The sequence below is a fragment of the Paramesorhizobium leguminum genome, assembly GCF_003217235.1.
Classification (GTDB): Bacteria; Pseudomonadota; Alphaproteobacteria; order Rhizobiales; family Rhizobiaceae; genus Paramesorhizobium; species Paramesorhizobium leguminum.
Window position 1 is genome coordinate 73,894 of the sequence record NZ_QJTF01000001.1, and the last position, 16,602, is coordinate 90,495.

The window sequence follows — 16,602 nt, forward strand, 5'->3', positions numbered from 1 at the left end:
GTGAGGACGGGGGAGATGCCCGGCAGGGCAGAGGGGGGTATCCCCGGCCCGACCAGTCAGGCTCGGCGCGTATGACCCCCTCCCGCCCCCCCGCCTTCGCCAAAGACCTCTCCGCCTGTCTCACCGCGCGCGGCGCTGAACGCGTCGACATCCCCGTCATCCAGCCCGCCGATCCGTTTCTCGACATGGCGGGCGAGGATTTGCGCCGCCGCATTTTTCTCACCGAGAACGAGAACGGCGACAGCCTCTGCCTGCGCCCGGAATTCACCATTCCGGTCTGCCGCAATCATATCGCCCTCAATGCCGCGACGCCGAAGCGCTATGCCTATCTGGGCGAGGTCTTCCGTCAGCGCCGCGAGGGCGGCACGGAATTCTATCAGGCGGGCATAGAGGATCTGGGCGACGCTGATGAAGCGCGCGCCGATGCCCGTTCGCTCGCCGATGCGCTGGCTTGCGTCCGTGTCGCGGCTCCCGATGCGGCGTTGGAAATCGTGCTGGGCGATCAGGCGATGTTCGAGGCGGTGCTTGCCGCGCTTGGCCTGCCGCGCGGCTGGCAGAAGAAGCTGGCGCGTGCTTTCGGCAACCCCCAGGCATTGAAGAGCCTGCTTGCCGGCCTCTCCTCGCCGCGCGAGAATGGCACGTTGCTGGAGCCGCTGGCCGGGTTGGTCGCCGCGGGCGATGAAGCGGCGCTCGCGGCATTTCTGGAAGACGATATGCGCGAGGCAGGCATTTCCCCCGGCGCAGGCCGCGCGCCCGTTGAAATCGCTCGTCGCCTCATCGAGAAGGAAAGCCTCGCCTCGGTTCGCTTGTCGAAAAAAGCCTCCGCCGCGCTCGAAGCCTTCCTCGCCATCCGGGAGCCGCTCGACCGCGCAACGCAGCGCCTTGGTGATTTTGCCGCGAAAAATAAGCTCGATCTTGGTTCCGCGTTGCAGGCTTTCACCGCCCGCGCCGAGGCGATCGAAGCAGCCGGAATCGATCTGGGCGAAGTCCATTACGACGCCGCGTTCGGCCGCCCGCTCGATTATTATACCGGCCTCGTTTACGAAATCCGCTCTGCCTTGGGCGGCGGAGCGGTCGTCGGCGGCGGTCGCTTCGACCGGCTTCTGACACTGCTTGGCGCGGATCAACCCATTCCCGCCGTCGGCTTTTCCATCTGGCTTGACCGGCTGGAAGACCTTGCCGGGAGGGTGCGATGACCGTCACGCTTGCATTGCCCTCCAAGGGCCGCCTCAAGGAACAGGCGCTCGCTGTTCTGGCGCAGGCCGGATACACCGTCATCCTGCCGGATGACGACCGCAACTATCGCGCGCGCGTCGAGGGCGAGGATGATCTCGACATTCTGTTCCTCTCCGCCTCGGAAATCGCGCGGGAACTGGGCTATGGCGGCGTCGATCTCGGCGTTACCGGCGAAGACCTGATCCGCGAGACGCTCAGCCATGCCGATGAACGTGTCGCCATCGAAACGCCGCTGGGCTTCGGCCATGCCGATGTCGTGGTCGCCGTGCCGGAGGTCTGGCATGATGTCACCACCATGGCCGATCTCGACGACGTCGCCGCCGATTTCCGCCAGCGTCATGGGCGAAGGCTCCGGATCGCCACGAAATACTGGCGCCTGACGCAGCAGTTCTTCTCGCAGAAGCACGGCATCCAGGTCTACCGCATCGTCGAAAGCCTCGGCGCGACCGAGGGCGCCCCCGCAGCGGGTTCCGCCGATATCATCGTCGATATCACCTCGACCGGCTCGACGCTAAAAGCCAACCGCCTCAAGGTGCTGGAGGATGGCGTCATCCTGCGCTCGCAGGCCTGCCTGGTGTCGGCCCGTCGCAGCCATGGCAATGCGCGCGTGGGGGAAATCGCGGAGCGAATTAGGGGAATAGGGCAGTAAGGCAGTAGGGCAGTATGTTACTGCCTCAGCATATTGCCCTACTGCCCTATTGCCTTACTGCCTTAGCTTGGCATCCAGCGACAGCGCACCCGCGCCCATGGCAGCCAGTACGAAGAAACCGCCGGCAATGGCGAGGTTCTTCTGGAAATTGATCAGTTGCATCTGATTGGCGAAATCCATATGGGCCACGAAAGCCGATGCGATAGCGAAAAGCCCGAGCAGGATGGCCGCAATACGCGTCTTGTAGCCGACGAGAACGGCAAGTCCGCCCACGAGTTCAAGCAGGCCGACGAGAACGGCAACCACCATCGGCGCGGGCATGCCGATGCTGCCGAAATAACCCGCCGTGCCGCTGAGCGCGGTCAATTTGCTGAAACCGGCGGGGATGAAGAGCGAGGACAGCAGGATACGGCCGATCAGATTGCCGTATGAATTGCTGGAAGTTGCGATGCCTGACATGGAATGATGCTCCAAAGGGTTGCGATCATGGCAGATAACCACATGGCTTTGTCAAAGAAAGCCGCATTGTTCATGACACATCGTTCACGAATGTGAGACGAGCCGACTGTTTTGAGTTGTTGCGCTGCATCTCACCCCCCTCTGTCCTGCCGGACATCTCCCCCTCAAGGGGGGAGATTGGCTGATACGGCTCCCCGTGCTCACAATGCGACGTTTGCGATTGATGCGCACATTGATGAAGGCTAATCTCCCCCCTTGAGGGGGAGATGTCCGGCAGGACAGAGGGGGGTGATCGATCGTAGAGATCTATCTGGAGCTTACCCCGGCGAAATCATCCGCTCCGGCCGCACCAGCTTGTCGTAGTCCTCCGCCGAAACCAGCCCGCTCGCCAGCGCTTCCTCGCGCAGAGTGGTGCCGTTTTTATGCGCCGTCTTGGCAATCTTCGCGGCGTTGTCATAGCCGATTGCCGGCGCCAGCGCCGTCACCAGCATCAGCGAGCGCTCCAGCAGATCCTTGATGCGCGCCTCGTCGGCCTCGATGCCCGCGACGCAATTGTCGGCGAACGACACCATCGAATCCGAGAGAAGCCGGATCGATTGCAGCACATTATAAGCGATGACAGGCTTGAACACGTTAAGCTCGAAATGGCCCTGGCTCGCCGCCACCGTCACGGTGGTCTGATTGCCGAACACCTGCGTCGCCACCATCGTCAGCGCTTCCGCCTGTGTCGGATTGACCTTGCCCGGCATGATCGATGAGCCCGGCTCGTTTTCCGGCAATTTCAGTTCGCCAAGACCCGAACGCGGGCCGGAGCCGAGGAAGCGGATGTCGTTGGCGATCTTGAACAGGTCGGCGGCAAGGGCGTTGAGGCTGCCGTGAAAATTGACGATCGCGCCATGGCTCGCCAGCGCCTCGAACTTGTTGGGCGCGGTCTTGAACGGCAGGCCGGTAATCTCCGACACCGCATCGGCAAACCCCGTGTCGAATCCCTCAGGCGCGTTCAAGCCCGTGCCCACCGCCGTGCCGCCCTGCGCGAGCAGGAAGATGTCGGAAAGCGCGTCCTCGATGCGCTTGCGCCCATATTCCAGCGCGGCGCGATAGCCGGAAAACTCCTGGCCCAGCGTCACGGGCGTCGCGTCCTGCGTATGCGTGCGGCCGATCTTGATGATGCCGGCGAAAGCCTCTTCCTTCTCCCTCAAGGCGCCGATCAGGTGATCGAGCGCGGGAAAGAGCCGATGTGTGGTCTCGATGGCCGTCGCGATGTGGATCGCGGTCGGGAAGCTGTCGTTGGACGACTGGCTCATATTGACGTGGTCGTTCGGATGCACCGGCTTCTTGGAACCCATCTCGCCGCCGAGCAATTCGATGGCGCGATTGGAAATCACCTCATTGGCGTTCATGTTGGACTGAGTGCCCGAGCCGGTCTGCCAGACAACGAGTGGAAAATGCACATCGAGCTTGCCTTCGCTCACTTCCGCCGCCGCCACGGTGATAACGCGCCCGATCACCGGATCGAGCCTGCCAAGCGCGATATTGGTCTCCGCCGCCGCCCGCTTGACGATGCCCAGCGCGTGAATGAGGGGCAGGGGCAGCCTCTCGCCGCCGATCTTGAAGTTGTTTAGCGATCGTTCCGTCTGTGCGCCCCAGTAGCGATCCGAAGCTACGTCGATGGGGCCGAACGTATCGGTTTCCGTGCGGGTTTTGGTCATGTCATTCTCTCCGCTCTTCGCTGGAATTTCACCCCCCTCTGCCCTGCCGGGCATCTCCCCCTCAAGGGGGGAGATTACACCTTCATCAATGTCCGGCATCAATCGCAGGTGTACCAGAATGTATGCAGCGAGCCATATCAGCCAATCTCCCCCTTGAGGGGGAGATGCCCGGCAGGGCAGAGGGGGGTGTCTTCTTTGTGGCGTGAGTTATACCCCGAGCATCAGAAAGAACAAAGCCTCACGCTTACCGCGCGGCCTTCAGCGCCTTGGCCCACCACACGAGCTGGTCGAGCATCCCCGTGGCGGCGTCGGCAAGATGCGGATAGTCGCCAAGCTGCTGTTCGCCCTTCACCACTGCGAGATATTCCGGAAAGAGGATGTGCACACCTGTCTTCACCGATGCCGCCTGCATCTCCACGGCGATCAACCGCAGATGCTCCACAGCGCGGGCGCCGCCGACGCCGCCATAACCGACGAAGCCGAACGGCTTCTGGATCCATTCGCCCATGTCGATGGCGTTCTTCAAGACGGCGGTCGGCGCGTGGTTGTATTCGGCGACGGTGAAGATGTAGCCGTCGAACTCGCGCATCTTCTTTTTCCAGCGCTCCGCCGTCTCGTTCTGCGCTTCCGTGGTGCGTTCTTCACCCAGGAACGCCATGGGATAGTCGATGAGATCGACCACTTCCACGTCGAGGTCACCGCGCTGGGTCGCAAGTCCGGCGATCCATTTGGCGGGGACGGGGGCAAAGCGCGATCCGCGGGTCGAGCCGATGATGACGGCGATTTTCGGTTTTGTCATATGCATGAGCCTCTCTTCATGAAGGGTGGTAACCAAAAGAAACCAGCGCTATATAATTGGCGACCAAACAAACGCGCAAGGAGGCACTTTTTTGAAACCGGATCACTTCCACGTAACCTCCGAATGCACGATGGTGAATGAAATTCTGTCGCGCGTCGGCGACAAATGGACGGTGCTGGTCGTCAGCTACCTCGGCAATGGCGCGATGCGCTTCAACGAGTTGCGGCGCACCGTTTCCGGCATTTCGCAGAAGATGTTGACGACCACGCTGCGCGGGCTGGAGCGCGACGGCTTCGTTACGCGCACGATCTTTCCAACTATTCCGCCAAGGGTGGAATATGAGCTGACGGATCTGGGGCGTGAGCTGCTCGTTCCCGTCCGCGCGCTGGGGGCATGGGCGGTCTCCAACCATGATCGCGTACTCGCCGCGCGCAATCGCTTCGATGCGGCGCAAGGTGCGGTATCGGAGCCGTTCGGGCCTGAGAGAAATTTGAGCGAAGCCGCTGAATAACTGAGAGGGGGAGGGGTGGAAAGGCGGATGGGGATCCGCCTTTCCTGTTGCCTGAGACAGGACTTCCCTAAAGCGGGGGCAATGAGAAGTCCATCTGGTATTAGCAAGCCCTGTCAAGCGGTTGACCATGTTTGCCAAACCCAGTCAATCAGAACTTTCTAACAAACAGACTGTTCAACACTCGATTAGCGGAGCATGGTTAAGGCTTGGTTACCTGACCCAAGGTAAGGCGCGAGCTATAAAAAAGGCGGGCACGAGGCCCGCCTTTCCAGTTCTGGAAACAGGACTTCTTAGAAGTCCATGCCACCCATGCCGCCCATGCCGCCGCCGGGCATTGCGGGCATGCCTGCATCCTTCTTCGGAAGCTCGGCGATCATGGCTTCCGTCGTGATCAGCAGCGAGGCAACCGAAGCGGCGTTCTGCAGGGCCGTGCGGACAACCTTGACCGGATCGACGATGCCCATGGCGATCATGTCGCCATATTCGCTCGTCTGGGCGTTGTAGCCGTAGTTGTCTTCGTTCTTGTCGAGGATCTTGCCGACGACGATGGAGGCTTCGTCACCAGCGTTTTCAGCGATCTGGCGAACCAGCGACTGGAGGGCGCGGCGAACGATGTTGATGCCGGCTTCCTGGTCGTCGTTTGCGCCCTTGGCGGTGATCTTCGTGGAGGAGCGAAGCAGTGCCACGCCACCGCCCGGCACGATGCCTTCCTGAACGGCAGCGCGCGTCGCGTTGAGCGCGTCGTCGATGCGGTCCTTCTTTTCCTTCACTTCGACTTCCGTCGAGCCGCCGACACGAATGACGGCAACGCCGCCGGCGAGCTTGGCAAGGCGTTCCTGCAGCTTCTCGCGGTCGTAGTCGGAGGTGGTCTCTTCGATCTGCGCCTTGATCTGGGCAACGCGGCCTTCGATCTCGGCCTTCTGGCCGGCGCCATCGACGATGGTGGTGTTTTCCTTGGTGATCGACACCTTCTTGGCGCGGCCCAGCATGTCGAGCGTGACATTTTCGAGCTTGATGCCGATGTCTTCGGAGATCACCTGGCCACCGGTGAGGATGGCGATGTCTTCGAGCATGGCCTTGCGGCGGTCGCCGAAGCCGGGAGCCTTCACGGCAGCGATCTTGAGGCCGCCGCGCAGCTTGTTGACGACGAGCGTTGCAAGGGCTTCGCCTTCGACGTCCTCGGCGATGATGACGAGCGGCTTGCCGGTCTGGACGACGGCTTCGAGCACCGGCAGCATGGCCTGGAGGTTCGAGAGCTTCTTCTCGTGCAGGAGGATGTAGGCGTCTTCCAGGTCAGCAACCATCTTTTCCGGGTTGGTGACGAAGTAAGGCGACAGGTAGCCGCGGTCGAACTGCATGCCTTCGACGACTTCGAGTTCGGTCTCGGCGGTCTTGGCTTCTTCAACCGTGATGACGCCCTCGTTGCCGACCTTCTGCATGGCTTCGGCGATATCCGCGCCAACCTGCTTGTCGCCGTTTGCGGAGATGGTGCCGACCTGCGCGACTTCTTCCGAGGTCGAGATCTTCTTGGCCTTGGCGGCCAGATCCTTGACGACTTCGCCGACAGCGAGATCGATGCCGCGCTTCAGGTCCATCGGATTCATGCCGGCGGCAACGGCCTTGTTGCCTTCGCGAACGATCGACTGGGCCAGCACGGTCGCGGTCGTGGTGCCGTCACCGGCGATGTCGTTGGTCTTCGAAGCAACTTCGCGGACCATCTGCGCGCCCATGTTCTCGAACTTGTCTTCCAGCTCGATTTCCTTGGCGACGGAAACGCCGTCCTTGGTGATGCGCGGCGCGCCGAAGGACTTGTCGATGATGACGTTGCGGCCCTTGGGACCGAGCGTGACCTTCACGGCATCGGCGAGGATATCGACGCCACGCAGCATTTTCTCGCGCGCGGTACGTCCGAACTTGATTTCTTTAGCAGCCATTTGTGTCTCTCCTGGGAGTTAAACCCGGTTTGATCTATGGTGAAATTCAACGCATGACCCCAAAAAGTTGTAGACTTTTTGGACAAGGCTCATGCGAATAAAAAGAAAAAACGGTGATCGGCCGATCAGCCGATGATGCCGAGAATGTCGGATTCCTTCATGATCAGCAGGTCTTCGCCGCCGATCTTGACTTCCGTGCCCGACCACTTGCCGAAGAGGATGCGATCGCCTTCCTTGACATCCAGCGGAACGAGCTTGCCGGCTTCGTCACGGGCGCCCGTGCCGACGGCGACGATCTCGCCTTCCTGCGGCTTCTCCTTGGCGGTATCGGGAATGATGATGCCACCAGCGGTCTTTGCTTCCGATTCGACCCGGCGGACGACGACACGGTCGTGAAGCGGGCGGAACTTGGTGTTGGCCATGGTTTGAACCCTTAGTTGCGATAAAAAAATGGATGGTTTGAACTCTCGTTAGCACTCTCGTTGGGAGAGTGCTAACAGCGCCATGGAGATAAATTTTCAGGGGCGGATTGTCAAGGGAAACGGCGGTAAGACATCAAGGATTTCGCCATTCCGGAGCGTCGCGAGCGACACGGAATTCAGGGATATGGGCGCTCTCCAGGGAAGAAACAAGGAATGGGTCGCTGAGGCAATCAGGGAAGCCGCTGCTTAAAGCGTTCGGCCTACCTCACAATCCGCAGATTGGAGAGTTCGTCACCGATCTGGCGGAAGGTTTCCGCGAGATTTTCGCCCTTTGTGTTCCAGAAGAGCTTCGCCGGTTTGCCGGCGTCATCAGGGTCGCTGCGCGTGCGCGAGTCCGACGCGCAGGCTTTCAGGGCTTCGATCTGCTGCCTTTCCTCGTCATCGCTTTCGTTGAGATCGAGCGCTATCGTCATGACGATGACTTTGGCGGTTTTTACATTGTTGCATAGCGTCGCGAACTGCTCGTTCATCGCCGCCGTATAATTGTCGTTGGTGTGAACAGTGGGGACGACTATGCTCGTGTTCTGGAAAATGCGCGGTATGGTGGAAGGCTTCGTGATTTGCCTCGGATAGCCAAACGCGGCATATTTGTTGGAAGAATATGTGTTGGCGCCATCGGTCAGTACGATGACGACCTTGTCGTTGCCGCGCTGGGTCTCTGAGCGGCCCTCCGTAAAAGGTTCGCCATGCGAAATGGTTCGCCAACCCCAGGCCATTCCTTCCGGAACATTCGTTGTTGCCGTTGATATTGGATCCATCTCGTCAATTGCGTCTATAATTTTGCTCAGTCCGTCGGCGGGGGAGACGTCCGTAAGGGGGGTAATCGGATTGGTCGTGCAGCTATAATTCGGCCCCTTATCGTAAACATTCACCAATGGGCGGGTGTTGGCGGTGGCGTGCAGAAAATATTTCCTTATATCGCGGTGTTTGACGTCGGCATTGCCGTCGGTCCACCAACTGTTTTGCGAATAATTATCTTCGTCGGGCGCGAACATTGGCACGAACAGCGTATCTGGAACCGCCGCGTCCGGAGCCGTGTCGTCCAGATTGTAGCCTCCTGGCCGCGTCTCGACACAGCCAAGCCAATTGGCGAATGGTTTTGGCGTCCTGCCGTTGGAAATCTTCAACTCATCGTACAGATTAAACCGGGTGTAGGGTTTACCCCGCTCCTCCACCGGCCAGCCGGTCCCATCTCTTTTGAGCTGATCATCCGAAAATTTGAGCCGCTTGTTCGGGCTGATCGTGATCTCCTCGCTAACATCGAAATTCTCATAATGGATGGAGGAGCGCCCCTCGGTATCCATCCACGCGGCATCATCATGTTGATTACCTACGTTCACCGATCCCGCGAAAGGCACGATGGAAAACTGCACAGGTTTGTCGATTTGCGTCATCAACGCGGCCTGTGTGGCCATACTGTTTACCAGCTGCGTTGCCGCTCTTCTAAGCAGGACTATGCGGTCCTCGCCCGAGCCGGTTCCATTCTGAGTCATCGAGCCGGAATTATCGAGAACCAGCGCCACCTCCACGGTGTTCTTCACGCGCACGTCCGAAACCATGTGGTAGTTGAACTTCCAGTCTTCCCCCGTGAGCGAGCGGGCAAGCGTGCCGAACACAGAATTATAGGTGAAATCCGCCGTGGCCGAGACCTTCTTTTTTGGGTCGGCGGCCACTGGCGGGACGATGTTGAATTGAACCCGCGCCGGGTCGAGCGCTTTCAAATTCGCGGCGAAATATTTCTGGCCATATTCGCGCATCACCGCTTCGGAAGCGCCGCCGCCATATTGCCGCCCCACTGCCAGCGCCGCCGCGTCTAGCGCTTGCTGCACATTGGTCCGCGTCCGCATCAGATTGGTGGTATCGATGGCAGCCATGCCGGCGAGCAGCAATGGCGCCACGATGATGGCCGCCATGATCGCGAAATTGCCGCTCTCGTCATGCCGGAAACCGGCGACGACTCTCGCTATATCAGATGAATGTCCCGCTTTCATTTTCCCCGCCCCCTGGGAATCTTCCGTGCCCCACGATGGAAGAATTCGGCAAATTCATAGCAGGCGGGCTCTAACAGTCGGTCACGATGACAGGTAAAATTTGAATGAAGCCGAAAGCAGATGACATGCCGGGCAGGTTGGGCTAATCCGGGCGCGCCGGATGCGAAAGAGGACACCCCATGTTCAACCTTCCCAAGATCGAACGCCTCGATGAATTGATGTCCCGCTACGACGTGCTTTTCTGCGATGTCTGGGGCGTCGTGCACAATGGCATTCATGCATTCGTCCCGGCCAAGGCCGCCTTGCAGCGCGCGCGCGAGGCCGGGCTGACAGTCATCCTGGTCACCAATGCGCCGCGTCCCGCGCCGCTGATCGCGGCGCAATTGTCGTTGCTGGGCGTTCCCGATGAGGCTTACGACCGGATCGTCACTTCCGGCGATGTAACGCGTGAACTGATCGCCAGCGGCCCGCGCCGCCTGTTTCATCTGGGCCCGGATCGAGACCTGACCCTTTATGAAGGGCTCGATGTCGAGCTTGTCGAGGAATTCGAGGCCGCGGGCGTGGTCTGCACCGGCCTGTTCGACGATGAGGTCGAGGTGCCTGAAGACTATGCCGAAATGCTCCAGCGCTTCCGCTCGCGCGATCTGCCTTTCATCTGCGCCAACCCGGATATCGTGGTGGAGCGCGGCAACCGCCTGATCTGGTGCGCGGGCGCTCTGGCGCGGGACTACGGCCAACTCGGGGGCCGCACGCTGATTGCCGGAAAGCCATATCGCCCGATCTACGAGGCTGCGCTCGCCGCTGCCGGTGAAGTGCGTGGACAGGCCGTGGACAAGGCCCGCGTGCTGGCGATCGGTGACGGCATGTTGACCGATGTGAAGGGCGCCGAGCAGTTCGGTATCGATGTGCTCTATATATCCGGCGGTATCCACGCCAACGATTATGCCGACGCCGGTATCGTGGACGTGGAACGGCTGCTTGAGTTTCTCAAAAAGCATGGCAGCAATCCCGTCGCCACCATGCACCATCTCGCTTGAGCGCCTTGCCCATGCCCGAACACCCCTTTCTTCGCCTCGCAAGCCCATCCGATCTGCCCGCTCGCTTGAAAGGCGCGGTCGTCGCCATCGGCAATTTCGATGGCGTGCATCGTGGCCATCAGGCCGTGCTGGAGCGCGCGCTTGAATTGGCGCGGGAGGAGGGGAGACCGGCGGTAGTGCTGACCTTCGAGCCGCATCCGCGCAGCGTTTTCAGGCCGGATGAGCCGGTCGACCGGCTTACCCCACCTGCCGAAAAGGCTGAACTGCTGCAAGCGCTTGGCTTCGATGCCGTGGTGGAACAGGAATTCACCCGCGCTTTCGCTGAGAACTCTGCGGAGGATTTCGTCCAATCGATCATCGTCGATAAGCTTGCCGCACATCGCGTTGTCACCGGCTTCGATTTTCATTTCGGCAAGGGCAGGCAGGGCGGCCCAGCTTTCCTGATTGATGCCGGCGAGCGGCTGGGTTTCAAGGTCACGCTGGTCGATGCCTTCCGCGACGAGGGCGGCGAAATCGTCTCGTCGAGCCGGGTCCGCATGGATTTGAGCGAGGGCGATGTGGCCGGAGCCGCCGCGCTGCTCGGTTATCGCTATATGGTGGAGAGTGAAATTATAGGCGGCGAAAAGCTTGGCCGCACGCTGGGCTTCCCGACCGCCAACATGGCGCTGCCGCCGCAGACCAATCTCAAGCATGGCATTTATGCCGTGCGCTTCCGCCGCGCCGACGGCTCGCTGCATGACGGCGTCGCCAGCTTCGGTCGCCGCCCGACAGTCGTAACCGACGGCGCGCCGCTGCTGGAAACCTTCCTGTTCGATTTCAACGGCGATCTCTATGGCGAGACCTGTGCCGTGTCCTTTTTCGCATGGCTGCGCGGCGAGGAGAAGTTCGACGGTCTCGATGCGCTGATGGTGCAGATACGCCGGGATGAGGAGGAAGCGCGCGCGGTGCTGGCCGGTGTGCAGCCGCTGTCAGTGCTCGATCAGGCGCTCAATTTTGAGAATTAAGCGTTCCGTCGCCCTCGTCCTTCGAGGCTCGCTCCGCTCGCACCTCAGGATGAGGACGACGGGGCGCCGACGCCTTCAGCCTCATGGTGAGGTGTGAGTGTAGCGAAGCGGAACGAGCCTCGAACCACGAGGATGAAGGGGATGTGAACCCGATCGAATATTTTCATTTCCGAATTTAAGCAATTTTTACTGGTTTCGCTGCAAGCATTGTTTACCATCCCCATCGGTGGGCAGGCGATTCTGGAGTTCCATTGTGCGTATTTCTTCTTTTGGCGTCCTTTCGGGCGCGGTTCTTTTCGCTAATTTCGCTTCCGCTGCGGACCTCTCTTCGGCCTCGGATCCTGTTCCGGCTGTAGAAGTTCAGGAACCCCGAAAGCATTTCTGGTCCGGGGATTGGTACTTGACCGTCGGCGCCGCAGGCTTTGCCGCGCCGCGCTTCGAAGGATCATCGAGCCGCGTCTTCAGCGGCACGCCGATGATTTCGCTTGGCCGCGCCGGTTCCACGACGCGCTTTTCCTCGCGCATCGACAACCCGTCCTTCGCCTTGATCGATAATGACAGGTTCCGCGCCGGTATCAACGGCAAGCTGCTCTTCGAGCGCGATGGCGATACCGCCGATGAGCTGAAAGGCCTTGATCCCGTGCGCTTCGGCGGCGAGCTGGGCGGTTTCGCGGAAGTCTACCCGACTGACTGGCTGCGCCTGCGCGCCGAAGTCCGCCAGGGCATTCGCGCCCACAAGGGCGTGGTGGGTGAGGTCGCCGCCGATGCCTTTTTCGATGTGACGCCGACCATCCGCGTTTCGGGCGGCCCGCGCGCCTCCTTCGCCACCAAGGAATATTTCGAGGCCTATTACGGCGTCGATGCGGAAGCGGCGGTCGCTTCCGGCCTCAGCCAGTATAGTCCGGGCGGCGGCTTCAAGTCCGCGGGCGTCGGCGGCGCGATCACCTGGAAGACGACCGAAAAGGTCACCACCAGCCTCTTCGCCGAATATGCCCGCCTGCAGGGCCCGGCGGCGGATTCGAGCCTCGTCAAGGAACGCGGCTCGCGCGACCAGTTCACCTTCGGCGCGTCGGCGACCTATCGTTTCGATTTCTCGCTGTAATAACCCACTTCCTTTCCCTCCCCCTTGCGGGGGTCCGAAGGACGGGCGAGACCCGTGGCTCGCCCCGGTAAGTGGCCCGAAGGGTCGGGTGGGGGTGGTTCAGTATTGAGCACAACCGTCGCCACCCCCATCCGCCCGCTAACGCGGGCACCTTCCCCGCAAGGGGGAAGGAGGGCGCTAGGCGATCAAGTTTCTCACGCTCGCCCCTTTATTCCTCGGCGCGTCATTGCTAAAAGCGTCATTATGACTGTGTTCCGGCTTTTCATATCGGCTATACGAATTATTGGCCCGGCCTTCCGCGCCGCTTGAGCGGGAAGGTCCGGGAACGACCGGCTGCGCTTTTCACGGCATTTCACCGTTTTATTCGAATCTGTCCGCTTGGCTTGTCCAGCGGGCTCTGGAACAAGCCAATCATGACCGATACGACCGCCAAGATCGATTATTCGAAGACCCTCAACCTGCCCGAGACGAAATTCCCCATGCGCGCCGGGCTGCCCGAGCGCGAGCCGCAATTCGTCGCCCGGTGGGAGGAGATGAACCTTTATAAAAAGCTGCGCGAAGACGCGAAGAACCGCCCGCTCTATGTGCTGCATGACGGGCCGCCCTATGCCAATGGCAATATCCATATCGGCCATGCGCTAAACAAGATCCTGAAGGATGTCATCACGCGCTCGTTCCAGATGCGCGGTTACAATGCCAATTACGTGCCGGGCTGGGACTGCCACGGCCTGCCGATCGAATGGAAGATCGAGGAACAGTATCGCGCCAAGGGCCTGGACAAAAACGAAGTGCCGATCAACGAATTCCGCAGGGAATGCCGTGAGTTCGCCGCGAACTGGATCAAGGTGCAGTCAGGCGAATTCAAGCGCCTCGGCGTGCTGGGTGATTTCGACAATCCCTATACGACGATGAATTTTCACGCCGAAAGCCGCATCGCCGGCGAACTGCTGAAATTCGCCATGTCCGGCCAGCTCTATCGCGGCTCCAAGCCGGTGATGTGGAGCGTGGTGGAAAGGACGGCACTGGCGGAGGCCGAAGTCGAATATGCCGATGTCGAAAGCGACATGATCTGGGTGAAGTTTCCGGTGGCTTCTGCCCGGCTTGGAAGCAGCCGTCTGGATGGCTCTGGTAATTCGGATGAGAACTTGGCAAGCGCGGGAGTTCAATTGCATGATCTTATGCAGGCGTCGGTGGTCATCTGGACGACGACGCCATGGACGATCCCCGGCAACCGCGCCATCGCCTATTCTCCTCGTGTCGCCTATGGCCTTTATGAGGTCACGGCAGCGGAGAATGATTTTGGCCCACAACCAGGCGAAAAGCTGATCTTCGCGGATGCCTTGGCTGAGGAGTCCTTCAAGAAGGCCAAGCTAGAATATAAACGCTTAGCCGATGTGTCCCCGCGAGAACTCGCTGGGATTCTCTGCGCCCACCCGCTTAAGGGCCTCGGCGGCGGCTACAATTTCGCCATCCCGCTCCTCGCTGGTGACCACGTCACAGACGATGCCGGTACGGGCTTCGTTCACACCGCGCCCAGCCATGGCCGCGAGGACTTTGATGTCTGGATGGAGCACGCGCGTGAATTGGAAGCACGCGGCATCGATACCGCCATCCCATTCCCCGTCGATGATGCGGGCTATTACACCAAGGACGCGCCGGGCTTTGGGCCGGATCGCGAGGGTGGTCCCGCGCGCGTCATGGACGACAACGGCAAGAAGGGCGACGCCAACAAGGCGGTCATGGATGCGCTGATCGAGCGCAACATGCTCTTCGCACGGGGAAGGCTCAAGCATTCCTATCCGCATTCCTGGCGCTCGAAAAAGCCGGTTATCTACCGCAACACGCCGCAATGGTTCGTCTATATGGACAAGGAACTGGGCGGTTACGGCCTCGCGCCTTCCTCCCCCCTTGCGGGGGGTGAGGAGCGTTCGGCCGAAGGCCGAGGAAAAGCCAACGATTTGGCTTTTCCAGCGACGAACGCGCGAAGCCCTAGCGAAGCGCTACCTGCGGAGCAGACGGAGGGGGGGGGCTCCGCTTCGCCGCGCCCCGATACTCTCCGCAACCGCGCGCTTGCCGCCATCGACGAAACGCGCTTCGTCCCCGCCGCCGGCCAAACCCGCCTGCGCGCCATGATCGAGGACCGCCCCGATTGGGTGCTGTCGCGCCAGCGCGCCTGGGGTGTGCCGATTGCCGTCTTTGCCGATGAGGACGGCAACATCCTCAAGGACGAGGCCGTCAACCAGCGCATCCTCGATGCCTTCGAGCTTGAGGGCGCCGATGCATGGTTTGCCGAAGGCGCGCGCGAGCGTTTCCTCGGTTCCCGCGCCAACGAGCCGTGGACCATGGTGAAGGATATCCTCGACGTCTGGTTCGATTCAGGCTCCACCCACACCTTCACGCTGGAAGATCGCCCGGACATGAAATGGCCGGCGGATGTCTATCTCGAAGGCTCGGACCAGCATCGCGGCTGGTTCCATTCCTCGCTGCTGGAGAGCGCCGGCACGCGCGGCCGCGCGCCTTACGATACGGTCGTCACCCATGGCTTCACCATGGACGAGCAGGGCAAGAAGATGTCCAAGTCGCTCGGCAATACCGTGACGCCGCAGGACGTGATCAAGGATTCGGGCGCCGATATCCTGCGGCTCTGGGTGATGACGACGGATTATTGGGAGGACCAGCGCCTCGGCAAGAGCATCCTCCAGACCAATATCGACGCCTACCGCAAGCTCAGGAACTCCATCCGCTGGATGCTGGGTACGCTCGCCCATGACGACGGCGGGGAAGTCTCCTATGCCGATCTTCCCGAACTGGAACGGCTGATGCTGCACCGGCTGTCGGAGCTGGATGAGATCGTCCGCGCGGGCTACGACGCCTTCGATTTCAAGCGCATCGCCCGCGCGCTCATCGATTTCATGAATGTCGAGCTTTCGGCCTTCTATTTCGATATCCGCAAGGATGCGCTTTATTGCGACGCGCCATCGAGTATCAAGCGCAAGGCGGCATTGCAGACCGTGCGCCACATCTTCGACCGCGTGACGACCTGGCTCGCGCCCATGCTGCCCTTCACCACCGAGGAGGCATGGCTCGACCGCTACCCGGATGCGCAATCGGTGCATCTGGAACAGTTCCGCGAAACGCCTGCTGAATGGCGCGACGAGGAACTGGCGGAAAAATGGCGCAAGGTGCGCAGCGTCCGCCGCGTCGTCACCGGCGCGCTGGAGCTGGAGCGGGCCGACAAGCGCATCGGCTCTTCGCTGGAAGCGGCGCCAATCGTTCACATTACCGATCCGTCGCTTAGAGACGCCATCGAAGGACTCGACTTCGCCGAAATCTGCATCACCAGCGATATCACGGTGACGGAAGAGGGCGCTCCGGAAAGCGCCTTCACGCTGGACGATGTGAAAGGCGTGGCCGTGGTGCCTGCGCGCGCGACGGGCATTAAATGCGCCCGCTCCTGGCGCTATACCCATGATGTCGGCAGCGATCCGGAATTCCCCGACGTTTCCGCCCGCGATGCGGCGGCGTTGCGGGAGCTGAGGGCGTTGGGGCGGGTTTAGGTTCGCACCCTCCTTCCCCCTTGCGGGGAAGGTGCCCGCGTTAGCGGGCGGATGGGGGTGGTGACGTTTGCGCTTTTGCTTGAGAGTATGGTGTAGACGTCACCACCCCCATCCGTCTGCTCCGCAGACACC

Annotated in this window: 13 protein-coding genes; 7 read left to right on the forward strand and 6 right to left on the reverse strand. The window is 60.9% G+C overall.

Annotated elements, in window-relative coordinates; all coding sequences use genetic code 11:
• The first annotated feature begins 71 nt into the window (after positions 1-71).
• The gene (locus tag C7477_RS00350) at positions 72-1,196 is read left to right on the forward strand and encodes an ATP phosphoribosyltransferase regulatory subunit (protein ID WP_110747446.1); all 1,125 of its coding nucleotides are present in this window, start codon (positions 72-74) and stop codon (positions 1,194-1,196) included.
• Positions 1,193-1,885 carry an ATP phosphoribosyltransferase gene (hisG, locus tag C7477_RS00355; protein WP_210206118.1) on the forward strand — a complete coding sequence of 231 codons (693 nt, stop codon included), beginning with the start codon at positions 1,193-1,195 and terminating at the stop codon, positions 1,883-1,885. The genes C7477_RS00350 and hisG overlap by 4 nt, the downstream gene beginning before the upstream one ends.
• A 54-nt stretch (positions 1,886-1,939) precedes the next feature.
• Here the strand turns inward: hisG and C7477_RS00360 are convergent, their stop codons facing one another.
• The 3 genes from C7477_RS00360 to C7477_RS00375 form a co-directional block, all read right to left on the reverse strand.
• Entirely contained in the window at positions 1,940-2,344 is a 405-nt protein-coding gene (locus tag C7477_RS00360; RefSeq protein ID WP_110747449.1) for a DoxX family protein, read from the reverse strand.
• Positions 2,345-2,661: 317 nt separating this feature from the next.
• Positions 2,662-4,053: a class II fumarate hydratase gene (fumC, locus tag C7477_RS00365; protein ID WP_110747452.1), complete on the reverse strand. Its 1,392-nt coding sequence runs from the start codon at positions 4,051-4,053 to the stop codon at positions 2,662-2,664.
• Between the two features lie 244 nt (positions 4,054-4,297).
• Positions 4,298-4,852 (reverse strand): NADPH-dependent FMN reductase, encoded by a 555-nt coding sequence (locus C7477_RS00375; protein ID WP_110748092.1) that lies wholly within the window; start codon positions 4,850-4,852, stop codon positions 4,298-4,300.
• A gap of 91 nt (positions 4,853-4,943) precedes the next feature.
• Here C7477_RS00375 and C7477_RS00380 point away from each other — a divergent pair, with 91 nt between their 5' ends.
• Positions 4,944-5,363 carry a winged helix-turn-helix transcriptional regulator gene (locus tag C7477_RS00380; protein ID WP_181418303.1) on the forward strand — a complete coding sequence of 140 codons (420 nt, stop codon included), beginning with the start codon at positions 4,944-4,946 and terminating at the stop codon, positions 5,361-5,363.
• A gap of 290 nt (positions 5,364-5,653) precedes the next feature.
• On the opposite strand, the gene groL is transcribed toward C7477_RS00380, so the two are convergent.
• From groL to C7477_RS00395, 3 genes are all read right to left on the reverse strand, one after another.
• Entirely contained in the window at positions 5,654-7,297 is a 1,644-nt protein-coding gene (gene groL, locus C7477_RS00385; RefSeq protein ID WP_110747458.1) for a chaperonin GroEL, read from the reverse strand.
• Positions 7,298-7,422: 125 nt separating this feature from the next.
• The gene (groES, locus tag C7477_RS00390; RefSeq protein ID WP_110747461.1) at positions 7,423-7,719 is read right to left on the reverse strand and encodes a co-chaperone GroES; all 297 of its coding nucleotides are present in this window, start codon (positions 7,717-7,719) and stop codon (positions 7,423-7,425) included.
• 260 nt (positions 7,720-7,979) lie between these two features.
• A complete protein-coding gene (locus C7477_RS00395; RefSeq protein WP_110747464.1) occupies positions 7,980-9,770 on the reverse strand; it encodes a pilus assembly protein in 1,791 nt (596 codons plus the stop codon).
• A gap of 179 nt (positions 9,771-9,949) precedes the next feature.
• On the opposite strand from C7477_RS00395, the gene C7477_RS00400 reads away from it, so the two are divergent.
• From C7477_RS00400 to ileS, 4 genes are all read left to right on the forward strand, one after another.
• On the forward strand, positions 9,950-10,807 hold the full coding sequence (locus C7477_RS00400) for a TIGR01459 family HAD-type hydrolase (RefSeq protein WP_110747467.1): 858 nt from the start codon (positions 9,950-9,952) through the stop codon (positions 10,805-10,807).
• Between the two features lie 11 nt (positions 10,808-10,818).
• Complete coding sequence (locus C7477_RS00405; RefSeq protein WP_110747470.1) at positions 10,819-11,811, forward strand: bifunctional riboflavin kinase/FAD synthetase; 993 nt, start codon at positions 10,819-10,821, stop codon at positions 11,809-11,811.
• Between the two features lie 250 nt (positions 11,812-12,061).
• Positions 12,062-12,913, forward strand: a complete 852-nt coding sequence (locus C7477_RS00410) for a MipA/OmpV family protein (protein WP_425373486.1) — start codon at positions 12,062-12,064, stop codon at positions 12,911-12,913.
• Between the two features lie 413 nt (positions 12,914-13,326).
• Positions 13,327-16,470 carry an isoleucine--tRNA ligase gene (gene ileS / locus C7477_RS00415; protein ID WP_110747473.1) on the forward strand — a complete coding sequence of 1,048 codons (3,144 nt, stop codon included), beginning with the start codon at positions 13,327-13,329 and terminating at the stop codon, positions 16,468-16,470.
• The last annotated feature ends 132 nt before the right edge of the window (positions 16,471-16,602 follow it).